We start from the raw sequence: 16,014 nt of genomic DNA, 5'->3' as shown, positions 1-16,014 counted from the left end.
GGGCGGACTATCTAGCGTGTAACCTTGACTTCCGCGCGTGCGCCCTCGACTTCTTCGAGGCCCTCTTCCTCAGCAATACGCTGAGCATGAGCAATGAGCGTCTCAACGATCTTCGACTCTGGAACAGTCTCAACGACCTCGCCCTTCACGAAGATCTGGCCCTTACCGTTACCAGAAGCCACACCTAGGTCGGCGTCACGAGCCTCACCAGGTCCGTTAACAACACAGCCCATGACAGCAACGCGAAGTGGGTACTCCATTCCCTCAAGACCTGCGGTAACTTCCTCAGCGAGCTTGTACACATCCACCTGCGCGCGACCACAGGACGGGCAGGAAACGATCTCAAGCTTGCGCGGGCGAAGGTTCAGCGATTGCAGAATCTGGTCGCCAACCTTGATTTCCTCCACAGGATCAGCAGAGAGCGAAACGCGAATCGTGTCGCCGATGCCCTGCGAGAGCAGCGCACCGAACGCGACAGAGGACTTGATGGTGCCCATGAATTTCGGGCCGGCCTCAGTCACGCCGAGGTGCAGCGGGTAGTCGGTCTTCTCAGCGAGCTGGCGGTACGCCTCAACCATGAGCACTGGGTCAGAGTGCTTCACGGAGATGGCGATATCGCCGTATCCGTACTCCTCGAACAGGCCAGCCTCATAGATCGCGGATTCAACCAACGCCTCAGGGGTGGCGCGACCGTACTTCTCCAGCAGGCGCTTATCCAAAGAACCACCGTTGACACCGATACGAATCGGGATACCAGCGTCCCCTGCAGCCTTAGCAACTTCCTTCACACGACCATCAAATTCTTTAATGTTGCCAGGGTTCACCCGCACGGCAGCACACCCGGCGTCGATCGCTGCGAAGATGTACTTCGGCTGGAAGTGGATGTCCGCAATCACCGGGATAGGTGACTTCGCCGCAATCGCTGGAAGAGCATCTGCGTCAACTGTCTTCGGGCAGGCAATGCGCACAATGTCACAGCCCGCGGTAGCCAGCTGCGCGATCTGCTGCAGCGTAGCGTTAATGTCGTGTGTCTTCGTCGTGGTCATGGACTGGACCGTAATCGGGTGATCCGACCCAACTCCCACACCGCCAACCATCAGCTGACGAGTCTTTCGACGAGGTGCGAGTGTTGGCGCTGGGCCTTCAGGAATGCCTAAACCGATGGGAAGATTCATAGTTGCTTACTCTAGCACTGCTACCCAAACAGCTTGATTGGGTTCACTACATCCGCAAGCATCACAAATACACCAATCGTCAGCAGTGCAGCGGCCATCGCGTATGTCACCGGCATCAGCTTGCGGTAGTCCGCAGGGCCACCAGGATCGAGCCCCCGCAACCTGCGAAGCGCATCCCTAATCTTCTCATACAGGACTACTGCTATATGCCCACCATCCAGGGGCGGCAAAGGAATCAAGTTGAACAGCGCGAGGAAGAAGTTGAGACTCGCCAACATCATCCAGAACATCGACCACATGCTTTGTTGCGCTAACTCCCCGCCTGCGCGAGAAGCGCCGATGACACTAACTGGACCGTCAAGCTCTCGCTCAGCACCAAAAATTGAAGCCACAACACCAGGAATCTTCGACGGGAACGCGATAAGGCCCTGGACAGTCGCATTCAGCATCTGGCCCGTAAACGCAGCCGTAGCTGGCACAGCCTCGAGCGGACCGAACTGGCGCATCGCGTCTTCCACTGGCGCGCTTGTGACACCGATCGCCCCCGCTTCAAAGGACACACCGGTCGCTGGATCGATCCTAGACACGGTCGCGAGTGGAACTGCAATATCAAGCTCTTGCTCGTTACGCATCACAGTAAGCGTGACTGTTTCCCCCGGACGCTGCATCACATAATCCCTCAACGCTGGAAACGTAGTGAGCTCCTCCCCATCAACGGCGAGTAGCTTATCCCCTTCACGCAAACCTGCATCATAGCCAGGCCCATTACCGGTGCATTCTGCCAGATGAGTCTCATCAATCTGGTCGGGAGCGCACTGCAGCTCACCCACGGTTGGTGTCCGGTCGGCATACGGGTTCGGAATCGCCGCGAAAACCGCCACGAAGTACAGCACCACAACCCCGATCAGCAGGTTCATCGCGATGCCACCGCTCAGCACGGCAATGCGCTGGCACCACGGCTTGCGGTACATCGCAACGGGAGCTTCCTCCTCAGTGACAGGATCCTGCGCTGTCATCCCAGCAATATCGCAAAATCCGCCGAGAGGCAGTGCCGCAATGCCGTACTCCGTCTCCCCCCTCTTTACGGACCACACTTTCGGACCAAAGCCCACAAAATATCTCCGCACACGCATCCCAAACGCGCGTGCGGTAAACATGTGTCCGGCCTCATGGAGCGCGATAGAAACCGTAATACCAAGGGCAAAAAGTATGATTCCTACAACGCCCACTCACTGCTCCTTGCCTTTCAGGCTGGTTTACAGCTGGGCGATTACTTCCTTTGCCGCCCGGCGTGCACCAGCATCCACGTGAAGAATATCTTCGATAGATTTTGGCGCAAAAGCAAACGCCCCTGCCGCGTCAAGGACATAGCCAATCACGTCAACGATGTGCGGGAAACGAATCTTGCCAGCAAGGAATGCTTCCACCGCCACCTCATTCGCGGCGTTGTACACCGCCGGGTATGGGTCCCCCATCGCTGAAGCTTCCCGAGCGAGACGCACGGCGGGGAAAGCTTCGTCGTCGAGCGGCTCAAACGTCCACTCACTCGCCTGCGAAAAGTCCAGCGCTGGCTGTGCACCCGGGATACGCTCCGGCCAAGCAAGAGCGTGGGAGATCGGCAACATCATCGACGGCGGCGAAGCCTGTGCAATCGTCGCTCCATCGGCAAACGTGATAGCCGAGTGCACAATCGACTGCGGGTGCACCACGACATCAATAATGTCGGGCGCAATACCAAACAGCAGCGTCGCCTCGATCAGCTCCAGTCCCTTGTTCACCATCGTGGCGGAGTTCAAGGTGTTCATAGTGCCCATCGACCACGTCGGGTGCTGCCCGGCCTGCTGCGGAGTTGCCTCCATCATCTGCTCGCGGGTCCACCCCCGGAACGGGCCTCCCGAAGCAGTAAGGACGAACCGTGAAACGTCAGCACGGCTCCCTGCGCGCAGGCATTGGGCCATCGCAGAGTGTTCAGAATCGACCGGCACGAGCTGTCCAGGCTTCACCTTCTCCATGACGAATTGACCGCCAGCAACCAGTGATTCCTTGTTCGCCAGAGCTAGCACGCCATCCTTGCGAAGCGTCGCAAGCGTCGACTCAAGACCTGCCGCACCGACAAGTGCATTCAACACGATGTCTGCGTCTTGCATCTCAACGAGAACCGCAGCGGCGTCCTCACCTGTGATAATGACATCACCTACAGCGCGAGAAACATCTTTCGCAGGGTCGAGCTGCTGCACTGCAATTTGTTCTGGGCGCAGATTGAACTCCTGTGCCTGCTGGATAACAAGCTCAGGGTTGTGCCCTGCTGCCGCGATGCCGACAACCTCAAAGTCTTCAGGGTGCTTCCGAATGATATCGAGAGCCTGTGTGCCGATAGAGCCTGTCGATCCAAGAATCAGAACCTTTTTCACAACCTCCATTGTGGCACGTCACGGCAAAAATAGATACTTAGTTTCTCCTTAAAGTATTTTTGACCACCGCTCGTCGTGGTGCATACACAAGATGTGCACATACGACCGTGGGGATACTCTGTCATTCCCATCACCACACATCGCACCCACGAGCGCACCTCCCCCGCTGGCCCTCACGTACATGATGCGAAAGTTTGAACTCATTGGGGGCTACACAGTGCCATCGCGCCCTGCAATATGAAAAGATAATGCACAGTACACACAGATTTAGCATGTCCGCCCCCGGGCGCATACACAGTAATGCGAACCGATGCGGACGACTACAGCTCAAGGAGAATGGCAGTGGCTCACCCTCAGGACAAAGCTCCACAGGTATATAACGGCGTTTCTGAAGCTGACGTCCCTTCCGCCCGCTTCGGGTGGAGCGCGTTCAAGCCGCGCACGATTCAACTCGCAGGGTGGATCTCGGTGATCTTCTTGCTCGCGTACAACTTCGGTAACCACCACGGCCACGTAGAAACGATTTGGCTGCTCGCATTTGCAGTTTTGATTGCAGTTGCACTGATTTTCCACGGACTGCAGCCGAAGCTCAGCCAGGTGCGCACGGTCACCTCGCACAACAAGCCTGCTGGCCACAAGGAGCCGGACTGGATTTACGCGCAGCAGACGATGACCGGCCCATACGCCGAGCTCGATGAGCGCGAGCTGCGCGCCCTCAACATCGATCCGGCGCGTCTCAATTCACTGCGCGGTGCACAGCAGCAGAGCATTCACTAGTTTCGCGCTTTACACCGAATAGCAATAAACGGCGCCACCCCACTCACAGGTTGAGGGTGGCGCCGTTTTCGCGCACCTAAACTCGGCGCAACGTCACTCGCCTTCCGCCGCGAGCTGGCCGCAGGCCGCAGCGATCTCCTGACCCTTCGTGTCACGGACAGTGCACGTCACACCCTGCGCAATCACACGACGAACAAACTCATCCTGGCGTGCCTTCGGGGACGCGTCCCACTTCGAGCCCGGAGTTGGGTTCAGTGGAATAAGGTTGACGTGTACCAGCGGCCCTAGCGCCTGATGCAGCTTCCTGCCGAGCATGTCGGCGCGGAAATCGTGATCGTTGATGTCACGAATCAACGCGTACTCAATCGATACGCGGCGCCCTGTTGTATCCGCGTAGTAGCGGGCTGCGTCCAGCACATCCTGCACGGAAAACCTGTTGTTCATCGGCACCAGTGTGTCGCGCAGCTCGTCATCAGGGGTGTGCAAGGAAACCGCGAGCGTGCAGGAGAGGCCTTCGTCGGCAAGCATTCGAATCTGCGGCGCGAGACCAACTGTTGATACAGTGACGTTGCGTTGAGAAATCCCGAAGCCCTGCGGCGCTGGACTCGTGATCTGACGTACTGCGCTGACCACGCGCTTGTAGTTCGCCAGCGGCTCTCCCATCCCCATAAAGACGATGTTGGAAAGACGGGAGCCTTCCTCCTGCATCATGGCTGCTGCAGCTCGCACCTGATCGACGATCTCCGCAGTTGACAAGTTTCTATCGAGACCGCCCTGACCGGTCGCGCAGAACGGACAAGCCATTCCGCAACCCGCCTGTGAGGAGATACACAGCGTCGCGCGATCCTTGTACCGCATCAGCACAGACTCCAGGAGAATGCCGTCATGCAGCCGCCACAACGTCTTGGTGGTGTCCCCCTCATCGGTCTCTACCCGACGTACTGGAGTCAGCAGCGTCGGAAAAAGAGCCTCTTTTACCTTCTCGCGCTGCGCGGCAGGCAGATCCGTCATCGTGAGGGGATCTGCTTCAAACTTGCCGTAGTAGTGGCGCGCAATCTGGTCCGCACGGAACTTCGGCAGACCAAGGGACTTCAGGGCCTCGATGCGCTCTTCGCTCGACAAATCAGCGAAGTGCTTCGGCGGCATACCAAACTTTGGGGTCAGAAGTGGCAGTGTTGGGGTCTCAGTCATAATTGCCCCATCTTTGCACGTTAGAACGGATTCATCAATGCGGAAGCGCTGAGCAGAATGTACGTTGCGCACGCTGCTGGCAACATACCGTCTAAGCGATCCATGATTCCGCCGTGTCCAGGCAGTATCTGGGACATATCCTTGATACCGAGTTCACGCTTGAATTGGCTTTCGACGAGATCACCCATAGTGGCGCACATAACCAGTGCGGCACCCAAAAGGATCCCCATCCACCACGGGCCCTTGATCAGTAGCGTGACCACCGCGACGCCTGCAATGATCCCGAATATCATCGAGCCCGCAAATCCTTCCCAGGACTTCTTCGGACTTACAGCCGGCGCCATCGGGTGCGCACCAAACATCACGCCTGCAGCGTACCCCCCAACGTCAGACGCCACCACGCAGCACATGAACGCGACAATAAACGCTGAACCACTGACGGAGCCTTCGTCGATAAGCGAAACCATCGCAGCGAAGCTTCCAAACAGTGGAATCCACGCCAGGACGAACACTCCCACGGCGGTGTCGCGGAGATAGTTGGTTGGCGTTTGGTGCCTGCCGTGGTCGAACAGCCGCCAAAACATCAGGAACAGCACTGTGAACGCGAAAGCGCCAACTACGCCAGCGGTTTTGTAGGCAGCGGAGGACCACACCATGATCTGACCGAGGATGATCAGCAGTGTGCGCGGCTGCTGGTAGCCCGCTTCCCGCAAACGGGTAAGCACCTCCCACATCCCACCTGCTACAGCGATGGCAACAAGCGGATACCAGGCCATAGGGCCAACCCACACAGCAGCGATCACCACAGCACCGAGGATGACCCCGGTCGTGATGGCGGCTGGCAGGTCGCGACCCGCATCATTTTTCGGCTTGGGCGGCGCGATGCGGGGCCAGCCCGATGGTCCTGACTGATCTGTCGAGTGTTTCACGTAGCGGTGCTTTCTATTCATCGAAAGGTCTGCTTAGACCTCCATCAGCTCGGCTTCCTTGCGCTGAACTAGCTCATCGATCTGTGCCACGTAGCCCTGGGTGGTCTTGTCCAGTGCCTTTTCTGCGGTCTGCACTTCGTCCTCGCCGGCGTCGCCGTCCTTCTGGATCTTCTTCAGTGCTTCCATACCGTGGCGGCGGACGTTACGGATAGCGATCTTGCCGTCCTCACCTTTCTGCTTGGCCTGCTTGACCAGGTCACGGCGACGATCTTCCGTCAGCTGTGGGATCGTGACGCGAATGACTTGCCCGTCATCGGTCGGGTTGACGCCGAGATCAGAGTTGCGGATGGCAGTCTCAATTTCCTTGAGCGTTGACATGTCGTACGGCTTGATCAGCAGCATGCGTGGCTCCGGAACAGAGATCGTCGCCATCTGGTTGATCGGGGTTGGTGCACCGTAAAAATCAGCCATGACGCCATTAAACATGGCAGGGTTAGCGCGACCAGTCCGAATCGTTACGAGGTCATCGCGGGTGAAATCAACAGAAGCGCTCATACGCTCTTCGGCATCAAGCAACACGTCATCAATCATTTTTACTCCACTTCTTCTGTACAAAGCGTTCGGGACAAATAAGTCGCACACCAATCTACCAGCGTTTCACTCCCAGCCGTGTCGTGGCTTGACGGGGAACGGCAGAATTCAAGGCAAGTTACGCCTAGACTGTCCCCATGCTTTACTCCCCCGCCAGTGCCGCGATGGTCTATACACACCCGACTCCATTGCGCACTGCTGAGGGCCGACTTTCATCATGGCAAATCCCCATCAAAGACGGAACGGATGTCGCTGGAATGCCCACCACGCACGGCAACCCGTCACGCAGCGTCATCGCGGAAGAGCACAGCCCAATCGTCGCAGCGCTGCTTGAGTCTGGGGCAGCCATCCCTGGAAAGTCACTGACAGCCGAGCTTGGGGCGACGTGCTACGCCGAAGAAGCCCACTCCCCGCTTTTAGAGTCCCCCTTGTTCCCTGGGTGCACGCCCGGTGGTTCTTCAGCAGGCGCCGGAGTGCTCGTGGGCAGTGGGCTGTACCGTGCTGCACACGGCACGGACGCTGGAGGGTCCTTGCGAGTCCCGGCTGCAGCCTGCGGTGCCGTTGGTTACAAGCCGGGAACACGCGCGGCAGTCGCGAATGGTTTTATCACGCGCAGCGTCGCAGACCAGTTTGAGTTGTACGGGCATCACCCCACCGCGGTACGCAAACTGCGCATCGGAGTACTTATCGACGGCCTCTTCGCCAACACCACCGTTTCAACGAGCCGCGGTGATGCCCTAGAGGCCGCTGCACGTGAGCTCGGGAAACACCATGATGTAGTGTCTCTTCGCCCCTATGCGGATGCACAATCAACGTTTGAGCACTTCAGACACCGCATCACGAGCAGCTTCCGTAACGTAGAGCCACTCGACAATCACTACCTCGCATGGATGCACGCACAAGGTTGCGCAGTAACTCCAGAAGAACTATTTTCAGCGAATGACCACTTCGCGCACCTACTAAGACACGTACAGCACGAGTGGGACGTGGATATCGTGCTCACCCCCACGATTGCGTTTGATCCCCCACCAATTGGCTACTTCTCTTCCCTCGCCCCGGATGAGAGCTTTTACCAACAAACAGTGTGGACGCCCTGGTGCACGCTGTTCAATGTGATGGGCAGCCCCGCTGTCGCAGTCGGGGCGCTCCACCTTGGGTCAGTCACAGTTGGCGGACGCGCGCTACTTTCGGTAGCGCGCACCGTCGAACATTTTGGGCTGCCCGATTAATTCTTAGGAAACAAGGGTACCGATCTGCTCGCCGGATACCGCGCGGGCAATGTTGCCTTCCTTGAGCAGGTTGAACACGAGGATCGGCATGTTGTTGTCCATGCACAGCGAAAACGCGGTGGCATCGGCAACCTTGAGTTCCTTTTCGAGCACCTCGCGGGGAGAAACCTCGCTGTAGAGCTGTGCGTCTGGGTTGGTTCGAGGGTCGTCGTCGTAGACTCCGTCAACCCCCTTCGCCATCAGGAGCACCTCGCAACCAATTTCCAGGGCGCGTTGCGCGGCGGTGGTATCCGTAGAGAAGTACGGCATTCCCATGCCAGCACCGAAGATGACGACGCGCCCCTTCTCCAGGTGACGCACTGCACGAAGCGGCAAATAGGGCTCAGCGATCTGCGCCATATTGATGGAAGTCTGAACGCGGCAGTCGACGCCCTTCTGCTGCAGGAAGTCCTGGAGCGCCAGGCAGTTCATCACCGTGCCGAGCATGCCCATGTAGTCGGAGCGTGCACGGTCAAGGCCACGCTTTTGCAGCTCTGCACCGCGGAAGAAGTTGCCGCCGCCAATCACTACCGCTACTTCGGTTCCGGACTGGGCGACTTCGGCAATCTGTGCAGCAACGCTTTCGACGACGTCCGGATCGATACCAACCTTTCCACCGCCGAACATTTCACCGCCCAGCTTGAGCATGACGCGTTTGAATCCTGTGCGGGTAGACGCAAGTTCTGACACTGTGAGGACACTCCTTGAGAGTTGGCCAATTCGAGCCGTAGAGGACAATTCTGTTCTCGACCGATCTTAGCGATCTCAGTCCGGTTTGTAGCAACCGGGCATAAAGAAACCGCCGGCGGAGGGTAACCCCTCAACGCCGACGGTAAAAAGCATCAGGCTTATGCCTGGCCAACCTCGAAGCGAACGAAGTCGGTGACCTCAATGCCGCTCTCCTCCGTGAACTGCTTCACGGTCTTCTTGGAGTCAGCAAGTGACGGCTGGTCCAGAAGAACAACGTCCTTGAAGAAGCCGCCCATGCGGCCCTGGACGATCTTCTCGATAGCTGCCTCAGGCTTACCCTCGTTGCGGGTGATCTCTTCCTGAACAGCGCGCTCCTTCTCGACGACCTCTGCCGGAATGTCCTCTTCCTTGAGGTAGCGAGCCTTCATCGCAGCGATCTGCAGCGCAACCTGGTGTGCAGCCTCAGCGTTGTCGCCCTTGTAAGCAACCAAAACGCCAACAGCTGGTGGCAGGTCAGCGGAACGCTGGTGCAGGTACTTCGCCAGCTGCTCACCCTCGATGGTGGCAGCACGGCGCAGCTCCAGCTTCTCGCCAATCTTTGCGGAGAGGCGCTCAAGAACGTCGTGAGCGGTCTCGCCGTCGACGTCAGCGTTTGCCAGCTCCTCCTGGCTGTTTGCCTTCGCTGCTGCAGCAGCGTCAGCAATCTTGCCAGCGATGGTCTTGAACTCGTCATTCTTAGCAACGAAGTCCGTCTCCGAGTTGATTTCGACGATGGTGTTGCCGGAGACAGCGACGAGGCCCTCGAGAGCATTGCGCTCTGCGCGCTTGCCCACGTCCTTTGCGCCCTTGATGCGGAGCAGCTCGACAGCCTTCTCGAAGTCGCCGCCGGTTTCCTCCAGCGCCTTCTTGCAGTCGAGCATGCCGGAGCCGGTGGTTTCGCGCAGCTTCTTTACGTCAGCAGCAGTGTAGTTCGCCATATTCGGGCGATCCTCCTCGTACAGTAGTGGATAAATACGTCGTAAAATTATGCTTCAAGCAAAACACCCCACGCCCAATTCGCGCCCATAATCCAGGACGTGAACAGGACGCGGGGTGTCACACTCGCTTATGCAGGATACACGTTTCGCGCGTCCTGCGAGCGGAGTTACTTAGCCTGCTGAGCTTGCTCTGCAGCGCGAACAGCGTGTGGCTGCTCGACTGGTGCAACCTCCTGTGGCGCAGCAGCTTCAGCCTCAGCAGCTGCCTTTGCAGCGTCTGCAGCGGAAACCTCAGCGGATGCGGCTGCCTGAGCAGCGGCCTCTGCAACCTCTGCCTGGTGCTTAGCGTCGGTGTCGCCTGCAGCCTCACGTGCGGAAGCCAGCTGACGCTCCTCGCGCTGCTGCTTACCAGCGATGACTGCCTCGCCGATGATGTGGGTCAGGATCTTGACCGCGCCGATGGCGTCGTCGTTACCTGGGATTGGGAAGTTGACGTCGTCTGGATCGCAGTTGGTGTCAAGAACAGCAACAACCGGGATACGCAGCTTCTCTGCCTCGTTGACCGCGATGTGCTCCTTGTTCGTGTCAACAACCCACAGAGCAGAAGGTGCCTTGGTCATGTCAGCGATGCCACCGAGGACACGCTCGAGCTTCTGGCGCTCGCGGGTCAGCATCAGAACTTCCTTCTTGCCGCGACCTGCGTAGCCGTTCTCAGCAGCGTCCATAGCCTGGAGCTCCTTCATACGGGCGATACGCTTGGAAACGGTCTGGAAGTTGGTGAGCATGCCACCGAGCCAGCGGTGCGTTACGTATGGCATACCAACGCGCTGAGCCTCTTCCTGAATAGGCTCCTGCGCCTGCTTCTTCGTACCAACAAACAGGATCGTGCCGCCGTGTGCAACGGTCTCCTTGACGAACTCGAAAGCCTCGTCAATGTAGGTCAGCGTCTGCTGCAAGTCGATGATGTAAATGCCGTTGCGGTCGGTGAAGATGAAGCGACGCATCTTCGGGTTCCAACGACGCGTCTGGTGGCCAAAGTGGACACCTGCGTCGAGGAGTTCGCGCATGGTTACAACTGCCATGGGAATTTCTCCTTTGGAGTAATCTCGTTCGGTTAATGTTCATGTACTGCAAGGGTTTTTATCCCTCGCCCTAGCACCGCACCCGCTCAACACCCTCATACTGTGGGACCAACGCTGAGCTGGCGTTATTCGGCGCGCGTAGTCAACTTCGAAAAGTTGCCTTGCCAAGCATAGTCGACTATCCCTCGATTACCTAATTTGACCTGCACAAACCCTGAGCTTTATCCACAGGCCAGTTTTTCTCCACAGGCTGCATGCCCACAGCCTTGTCCACTACCGCGGTTTCAGGGCTCAATGGCAACATGCACATGTTCACACGCTTACTCGCGGCCATTACTCCCCTACTTTGCACGTGGTGCTTGGCGCCTCAGGCTCTTGCGTACGTCGACCCCACCACGGGGCTGCCCTACGCAACCCGGATTACACGGCCCGCAGAGATCCCGGAGAAGAACTGGATGCCGGGGCATCGCGGGGTTGATCTTGCGCTACGCGTCGGAGCCACTGTTCTAGCAGCAGACAACGGGACAGTCGCTTTCGTGGGCAAGGTAGCAGGCACACCCATTATCAGTATTGATCACCCAGATGGCATCCGTACGACGTACCAGCCTGTGCACGCGCGTGTGCGGCAAGGCGACGAAGTTAAACTCGGCGATGCGATTGGGACGCTGGCACGGCCGACGGGGCCGCAGGCACATCTCCAGGACGGGCTGCACTGGGGCGCACTCATTGCGAAAGACACCTACATCAATCCGCTTTCCCTCTTATCGACGCCCACCATTCGGTTGAAGCCAACCCGTTAAAGGCTCATGCCCTGGGGTGCGCTTGGTTGTAAATCTGCGTGAGCCGCTGTGAGGAGACGTGCGTATATATCTGCGTGGTTTGCAGGCTAGAGTGCCCGAGCATTTCTTGCACCATTCGTAGGTCGGCGCCGCCTTCAAGCATTTGCGTGGCCGCTGTGTGCCGCAACGAGTGTGGCGTGATACTCGCCTGCCCCGCTTGCAGCCCGGCGCGCTCGACGATTCGGCGAACTTGGCGTTGGTCGATGCGCTTTCCCTGGGTGCCGACGAACAGCGGTTCGGTCCCTGCGTCAGCACTATTGGTGAGGGCTGGTCGGGCGTCGTGAAGCCATGTGGTCAGTGCGTTGTGTGCGTTGGTTCCGAATGGAACGATGCGTTGTTTGTTGCCTTTGCCTGTGACTTTTGCGGTGTTGGTGTGCAGGTCAAGGTCTTCGATGTTGAGGGCGACGAGTTCGCCGACTCGGATTGCGCTGGCGTAGAGCAGTTCGAGGATGGCTGTGTCGCGGATGTCTTGTGGTGTGTGACCGTGGGGGTGAATGAGCTCTTCGGTGGCTGGGGCGCTGAGCACGGTGGGCAGTTTGCGCTGCTCTTTCGGGGTGCGCAGGCGGGCTGCTTCGTCCTTTGCAATGTAGCCGTGTTGGTAAGCCCAAGTGGAGAAGGCGCGTGCGGATGCGGTGCGTCGTGAGATGGTGGAGCGTGCTTTGCCGGCTTGGACGGCGTCGGCAAGCCAGCGGCGTAACGCGTCGATCGTAAATGACTTGAGGTCGGGTGTGTACGGCGCGAGTGTGGTGAGATCCGATCTGTAGCTCTTGCAGGTCGCCGCTGCGCGGTTCTTCACGTGTTGGCAGTAGTCGATGAAGTCGTCCACCGCGGTGAGAAACTGGGTGGACGACTGATCGTGGCTGCTACTCATGTCCCGTATTGTATCGGTACCTTAGGGTTTGGCTGTGTCGCTTCGTCGCCACAGCTGGCCTTCCCGCTGGATCAGTCCCTTTCCTTGCAGCTCAATGAGCGTGTTGATGGTGACTTGGAGGGATAGCGCGGCGGCACCTGCAATCTCCTCCGCTACAAGCCCGTCGCGATGATGCTTTGGCGCGGCATCGTAGATGCGCATTTCGGTGCGGGTCAGGAGCTGCAGGGGCGAAGCTACATTGTTGTCCGCAAGTTCTTGTTCTGCATCCAGTCCGTTCTCGAGGCGGATCGCCTCGTGGACGTAGGTCGCGTTGAGCACCATCGTGGCCTCCCCCTTATAGATGGCGAGGTTGGTGCCGACAGATCCGGCGGTGGTTATCGGCCCTGGTACTGCGAGCGTCCCGCGTTGGTAGTACTGCGCCCAGCGCAACGTGCTGAGCGCCCCGGAGCGGTAGGCGGCTTCTATTACTAGCGTGGCCTGTGTGAGCCCAGCGACGAGTCGGTTTCGGGTGAGGAAGCGGTGTCGCTCAGGGGCCATGCCAGGGCTGTATTCGGTGATGATCGCTCCCCCTGCCGCCACGATGCGATCGAATAGCTGTTTGTGGCGCCTCGGGTAGGTGACACCCGGCCCGCATGCGGCGAACACCACAGTTGGCAGTCCCGCCTCGAGGGCCGCATCGTGGGCTGCCGCATCAATACCGAGTGCACCGCCGGAGACGATGGTGTATCCCCAGCGCTTCAGTCCATGCACGATGTCACGGGTGGCTGAATGCCCATATGCGCTCAGCGCTCGTGTGCCGACGATCGCGATCGAGTTTTCCAATAGCTCCGGCAGGTTGGTATTGCCTCGAACCCAGAGGGCGTGTGGCGGAACCCCGTCTGCACGTATCGGAGCACCTTCGCCATCCCGACTCATCTTTGCGCCGAGATTGAAGGAGTCATAAATCCGTTCGCGAGGCCACTCGGGCGATTCCGGTGTGATAAGTGTGTACCCATGCTCCGCTGCAGTGGCTAGGTCTTCTGCTGGCTGGTCCCAGGTGTATCTCGCATCGGTGTCAGCGGCGAGGTCACCGAGCCAGGGCGCTCGTGTTCGCACGCCTTCGGCGATTTCGTCAGCGGTATATCCTTCGTTTCGCAGTGCCCATAGCGCCGTCGACGGACCCTCTATGACACGGTTGAGGTAGGCCCATGATTCAAGCGTGCTCATGCCGATGCCTCCTCACGTGCTGAAAGCAAGGTCTGGTCGTCTCGAAGATCGACGGCCTCAGCGACGTGCCCGAGGTGGGGGCATTGTGCGCCAGTGAGATCCGCCAAAGTCCACGATAGTTTCAGGATGCGGTCGATACCGCGCTGGCTGACCTCCCCGCGCGCAAGCATCGAGGAGAGGAACATCATCGCGGAATCTTCCGCCGGGAAGTATCGACGCAGCCACGGCCCCGGCACGCGCGCATTCGTCAACGCCCCGTTCGTGTGTTCCTCGCACGTCCGCCACCGATGTGCCGCACGGTCCCGTGCCTCTGCCACACGCTGGGCGATGGCCGTGGAAGACTCTGCCCCGTTTGGGTTCAGCACGGCGTTATCCAACGAGGTCCTGCAGACAATGTCCAGGCGGTCCCTCAGCGGACCCGAAATACTTCGCGCATACCGCGCACGCTGCGCCCCGGAGCACCGACAGCGGTTCGCTGGTTTTCCACACGGGCATGGATTCATCGCGAGGATGAGCTGGAAGTCGGCTGGAAAGATGACGTCGCGGTTGCTGCGTCGCAGGCGCACCTCGCCTTTCTCCAGGGGAATGCGCAACGCATCGAGGGTAGCGGACGCGATCTCAGATGCTTCGTCGAGAAACAGCACACCGTTATGGGCTTGGCTGACCGCGCCGGGGCGAGGAATCCCGCTGCCTCCCCCGATGAGTTGTGCCTTGGACAGCGACGGGTCCGGCGCGATGAACGGGCGGTGCGCAATCAGCTCTCCCCCGGCGATCCCGGCAGCTGCGTGAATCGCTGTGGACGTGACCATTTCTTCGACGTCCATTGCGGGGAGGATGGATGGGAGACGCTCTGCAAGCATGGACTTGCCTGAGCCGGGTGGTCCGATCATTAGCATGTGATGCGCACCGGCCGCGGCGACTTCCATAATCCTTCGCTCGGGGCCTTGCCCTGCGATGTCTGCGAAGTCCGGCTGTCGTCCTTGCTCGATGCTAGGCGCACCCGCGGAAGCCACTTCAAGCACCTCTTCCCCGACCAGCCACGCCCACACCTGCGCCAGCGAGTCCGCCAGCACGATGTCTCCGCGTGACACGAGCTGTGCCTGGTGCTCGTTCGCGCGCGGAACCACAATGCGGTCAATTCCACCCTCCTGAACAAGCAGCTCCTGGGCCGCCAGCAGCATCGGCAGCACTTCCGGTACAGGCCGCAAGCTGCCATCCAGCGCCAACTCTCCTACAAAAAATGTTCGCGATAGTGCCTGTTGAGCGCATGGATCTAGGCTCCCCATCACCGCCAACGCAATCGGCAAGTCAAACTGCGAACCAGCCTTCGGCAGGTGCGCCGGCGACAGCGACACCATCGCCTTCGTCTTCGGCCACGGCAGTGAACTATTACGGCAGGCGGTACGGATTCGCTCGCGGGATTCTTTCACGGCAGCATCGGCGAGCCCAACAATATGCATTCCTGGTAACCCCGGCCCGACGTTGGCCTCCACGCGTACGATGCGCGCCCGAATGCCCTCAACCGTGGCACTCAACGTACTAGCAAGCGGCATCTTCGACCCCCATGATGAACTCAAACTCGAAGCCGCCCTCGTGATAAATCGCCTCCACGACGTCGAACCGGACTTCGTAGAACCCCTCAGTGCTGCGCAACCACTCAGCAGCCGCGTTACGCATTGCCATCATCTTCTTCGCGTGCACCGCCTCAACCGAACCAAACCCCGGTAAACGACGAGTTTTCACCTCTACGAACACCACGGTGCCGTAAGAGTCCTGCATAATCAGGTCAATCTCGCCATGCCGTAATCGCACCCGCCTACCAAGGCACGTGTAGCCCAACGCTAAATACTCCTCCAGTACGGCATCTTCCCCTAGACGGCCAAGCTGGTACTGGTCCATGCACGGTTTCTGCATAACTTCGTTCCCTTCTTCACATCCTTGTTCGTTTGCACACACCTCCAGACGCACCAGAGGCGTAAGTGTTTAGACGCAAAAACCCCTCCCGCG

Annotated in this window: 16 protein-coding genes; 3 read left to right on the top strand and 13 right to left on the bottom strand. The window is 58.9% G+C overall.

Features of this window, described 5'->3' with window-relative positions:
* Nucleotides 1-11: 11 nt before the first annotated feature.
* The 3 genes from ispG to dxr are packed head-to-tail and all read right to left on the bottom strand — an operon-like array spanning nucleotide 12 to nucleotide 3,595.
* Complete coding sequence (ispG, locus tag KBX13_RS00655) at nucleotides 12-1,175, bottom strand: flavodoxin-dependent (E)-4-hydroxy-3-methylbut-2-enyl-diphosphate synthase (RefSeq protein WP_070362289.1); 1,164 nt, start codon at nucleotides 1,173-1,175, stop codon at nucleotides 12-14.
* 20 nt (nucleotides 1,176-1,195) lie between these two features.
* Complete coding sequence (locus tag KBX13_RS00650) at nucleotides 1,196-2,404, bottom strand: site-2 protease family protein (RefSeq protein ID WP_256020283.1); 1,209 nt, start codon at nucleotides 2,402-2,404, stop codon at nucleotides 1,196-1,198.
* Between the two features lie 27 nt (nucleotides 2,405-2,431).
* Nucleotides 2,432-3,595: a 1-deoxy-D-xylulose-5-phosphate reductoisomerase gene (gene dxr, locus KBX13_RS00645; protein ID WP_256020282.1), complete on the bottom strand. Its 1,164-nt coding sequence runs from the start codon at nucleotides 3,593-3,595 to the stop codon at nucleotides 2,432-2,434.
* Between the two features lie 327 nt (nucleotides 3,596-3,922).
* Between dxr and KBX13_RS00640 the strand changes: the two genes are divergently transcribed.
* The gene (locus tag KBX13_RS00640) at nucleotides 3,923-4,363 is read left to right on the top strand and encodes a DUF2631 domain-containing protein (protein ID WP_070362286.1); all 441 of its coding nucleotides are present in this window, start codon (nucleotides 3,923-3,925) and stop codon (nucleotides 4,361-4,363) included.
* A gap of 93 nt (nucleotides 4,364-4,456) precedes the next feature.
* Here KBX13_RS00640 and rlmN read toward each other — a convergent pair whose 3' ends face one another.
* From rlmN to frr, 3 genes are read right to left on the bottom strand one after another with little or no spacing between them, the layout of a single operon-like run.
* Nucleotides 4,457-5,554 carry a 23S rRNA (adenine(2503)-C(2))-methyltransferase RlmN gene (gene rlmN / locus KBX13_RS00635; protein WP_070478868.1) on the bottom strand — a complete coding sequence of 366 codons (1,098 nt, stop codon included), beginning with the start codon at nucleotides 5,552-5,554 and terminating at the stop codon, nucleotides 4,457-4,459.
* Nucleotides 5,555-5,574: 20 nt separating this feature from the next.
* Nucleotides 5,575-6,504: a phosphatidate cytidylyltransferase gene (locus KBX13_RS00630; RefSeq protein WP_083433144.1), complete on the bottom strand. Its 930-nt coding sequence runs from the start codon at nucleotides 6,502-6,504 to the stop codon at nucleotides 5,575-5,577.
* Nucleotides 6,505-6,516: 12 nt separating this feature from the next.
* A complete protein-coding gene (gene frr / locus KBX13_RS00625) occupies nucleotides 6,517-7,074 on the bottom strand; it encodes a ribosome recycling factor (RefSeq protein ID WP_070362284.1) in 558 nt (185 codons plus the stop codon).
* Nucleotides 7,075-7,211: 137 nt separating this feature from the next.
* Between frr and KBX13_RS00620 the strand changes: the two genes are divergently transcribed.
* On the top strand, nucleotides 7,212-8,303 hold the full coding sequence (locus KBX13_RS00620) for an amidase family protein (RefSeq protein ID WP_256020281.1): 1,092 nt from the start codon (nucleotides 7,212-7,214) through the stop codon (nucleotides 8,301-8,303).
* A gap of 3 nt (nucleotides 8,304-8,306) precedes the next feature.
* Here the strand turns inward: KBX13_RS00620 and pyrH are convergent, their stop codons facing one another.
* The 3 genes from pyrH to rpsB all read right to left on the bottom strand — a co-directional run bounded on the left by pyrH (nucleotide 8,307) and on the right by rpsB (nucleotide 11,091).
* Nucleotides 8,307-8,990, bottom strand: a complete 684-nt coding sequence (gene pyrH, locus KBX13_RS00615; protein WP_070362283.1) for a UMP kinase — start codon at nucleotides 8,988-8,990, stop codon at nucleotides 8,307-8,309.
* Between the two features lie 200 nt (nucleotides 8,991-9,190).
* Nucleotides 9,191-10,009: a translation elongation factor Ts gene (gene tsf / locus KBX13_RS00610; protein WP_070362282.1), complete on the bottom strand. Its 819-nt coding sequence runs from the start codon at nucleotides 10,007-10,009 to the stop codon at nucleotides 9,191-9,193.
* Nucleotides 10,010-10,176: 167 nt separating this feature from the next.
* Entirely contained in the window at nucleotides 10,177-11,091 is a 915-nt protein-coding gene (rpsB, locus tag KBX13_RS00605) for a 30S ribosomal protein S2 (protein ID WP_070362281.1), read from the bottom strand.
* Nucleotides 11,092-11,399: 308 nt separating this feature from the next.
* Between rpsB and KBX13_RS00600 the strand changes: the two genes are divergently transcribed.
* Nucleotides 11,400-11,891 (top strand): M23 family metallopeptidase, encoded by a 492-nt coding sequence (locus KBX13_RS00600; protein WP_256005122.1) that lies wholly within the window; start codon nucleotides 11,400-11,402, stop codon nucleotides 11,889-11,891.
* 4 nt (nucleotides 11,892-11,895) lie between these two features.
* Here KBX13_RS00600 and KBX13_RS00595 read toward each other — a convergent pair whose 3' ends face one another.
* The 4 genes from KBX13_RS00595 to KBX13_RS00580 are packed head-to-tail and all read right to left on the bottom strand — an operon-like array spanning nucleotide 11,896 to nucleotide 15,921.
* Nucleotides 11,896-12,801 carry a tyrosine recombinase XerC gene (locus KBX13_RS00595; RefSeq protein WP_256020279.1) on the bottom strand — a complete coding sequence of 302 codons (906 nt, stop codon included), beginning with the start codon at nucleotides 12,799-12,801 and terminating at the stop codon, nucleotides 11,896-11,898.
* A 21-nt stretch (nucleotides 12,802-12,822) separates the two neighbouring features.
* Nucleotides 12,823-14,007, bottom strand: coding sequence for a DNA-processing protein DprA (gene dprA / locus KBX13_RS00590; RefSeq protein ID WP_256020277.1), 1,185 nt, complete (start codon nucleotides 14,005-14,007; stop codon nucleotides 12,823-12,825).
* Entirely contained in the window at nucleotides 14,004-15,560 is a 1,557-nt protein-coding gene (locus KBX13_RS00585; RefSeq protein ID WP_256020275.1) for a YifB family Mg chelatase-like AAA ATPase, read from the bottom strand. Before KBX13_RS00585 ends, dprA begins: the two co-directional genes overlap by 4 nt.
* On the bottom strand, nucleotides 15,547-15,921 hold the full coding sequence (locus KBX13_RS00580; protein ID WP_256020274.1) for a YraN family protein: 375 nt from the start codon (nucleotides 15,919-15,921) through the stop codon (nucleotides 15,547-15,549). Before KBX13_RS00580 ends, KBX13_RS00585 begins: the two co-directional genes overlap by 14 nt.
* Between the last annotated feature and the right edge of the window lie 93 nt (nucleotides 15,922-16,014).

It is taken from the genome of Corynebacterium sp. CCUG 51687, assembly GCF_024453995.1.
Taxonomy (GTDB): domain Bacteria; phylum Actinomycetota; class Actinomycetes; order Mycobacteriales; family Mycobacteriaceae; genus Corynebacterium; species Corynebacterium pseudogenitalium.
The sequence above is the reverse complement of the archived record's forward strand: the minus strand, read 5'-3'. Positions and strand labels throughout refer to the sequence as shown.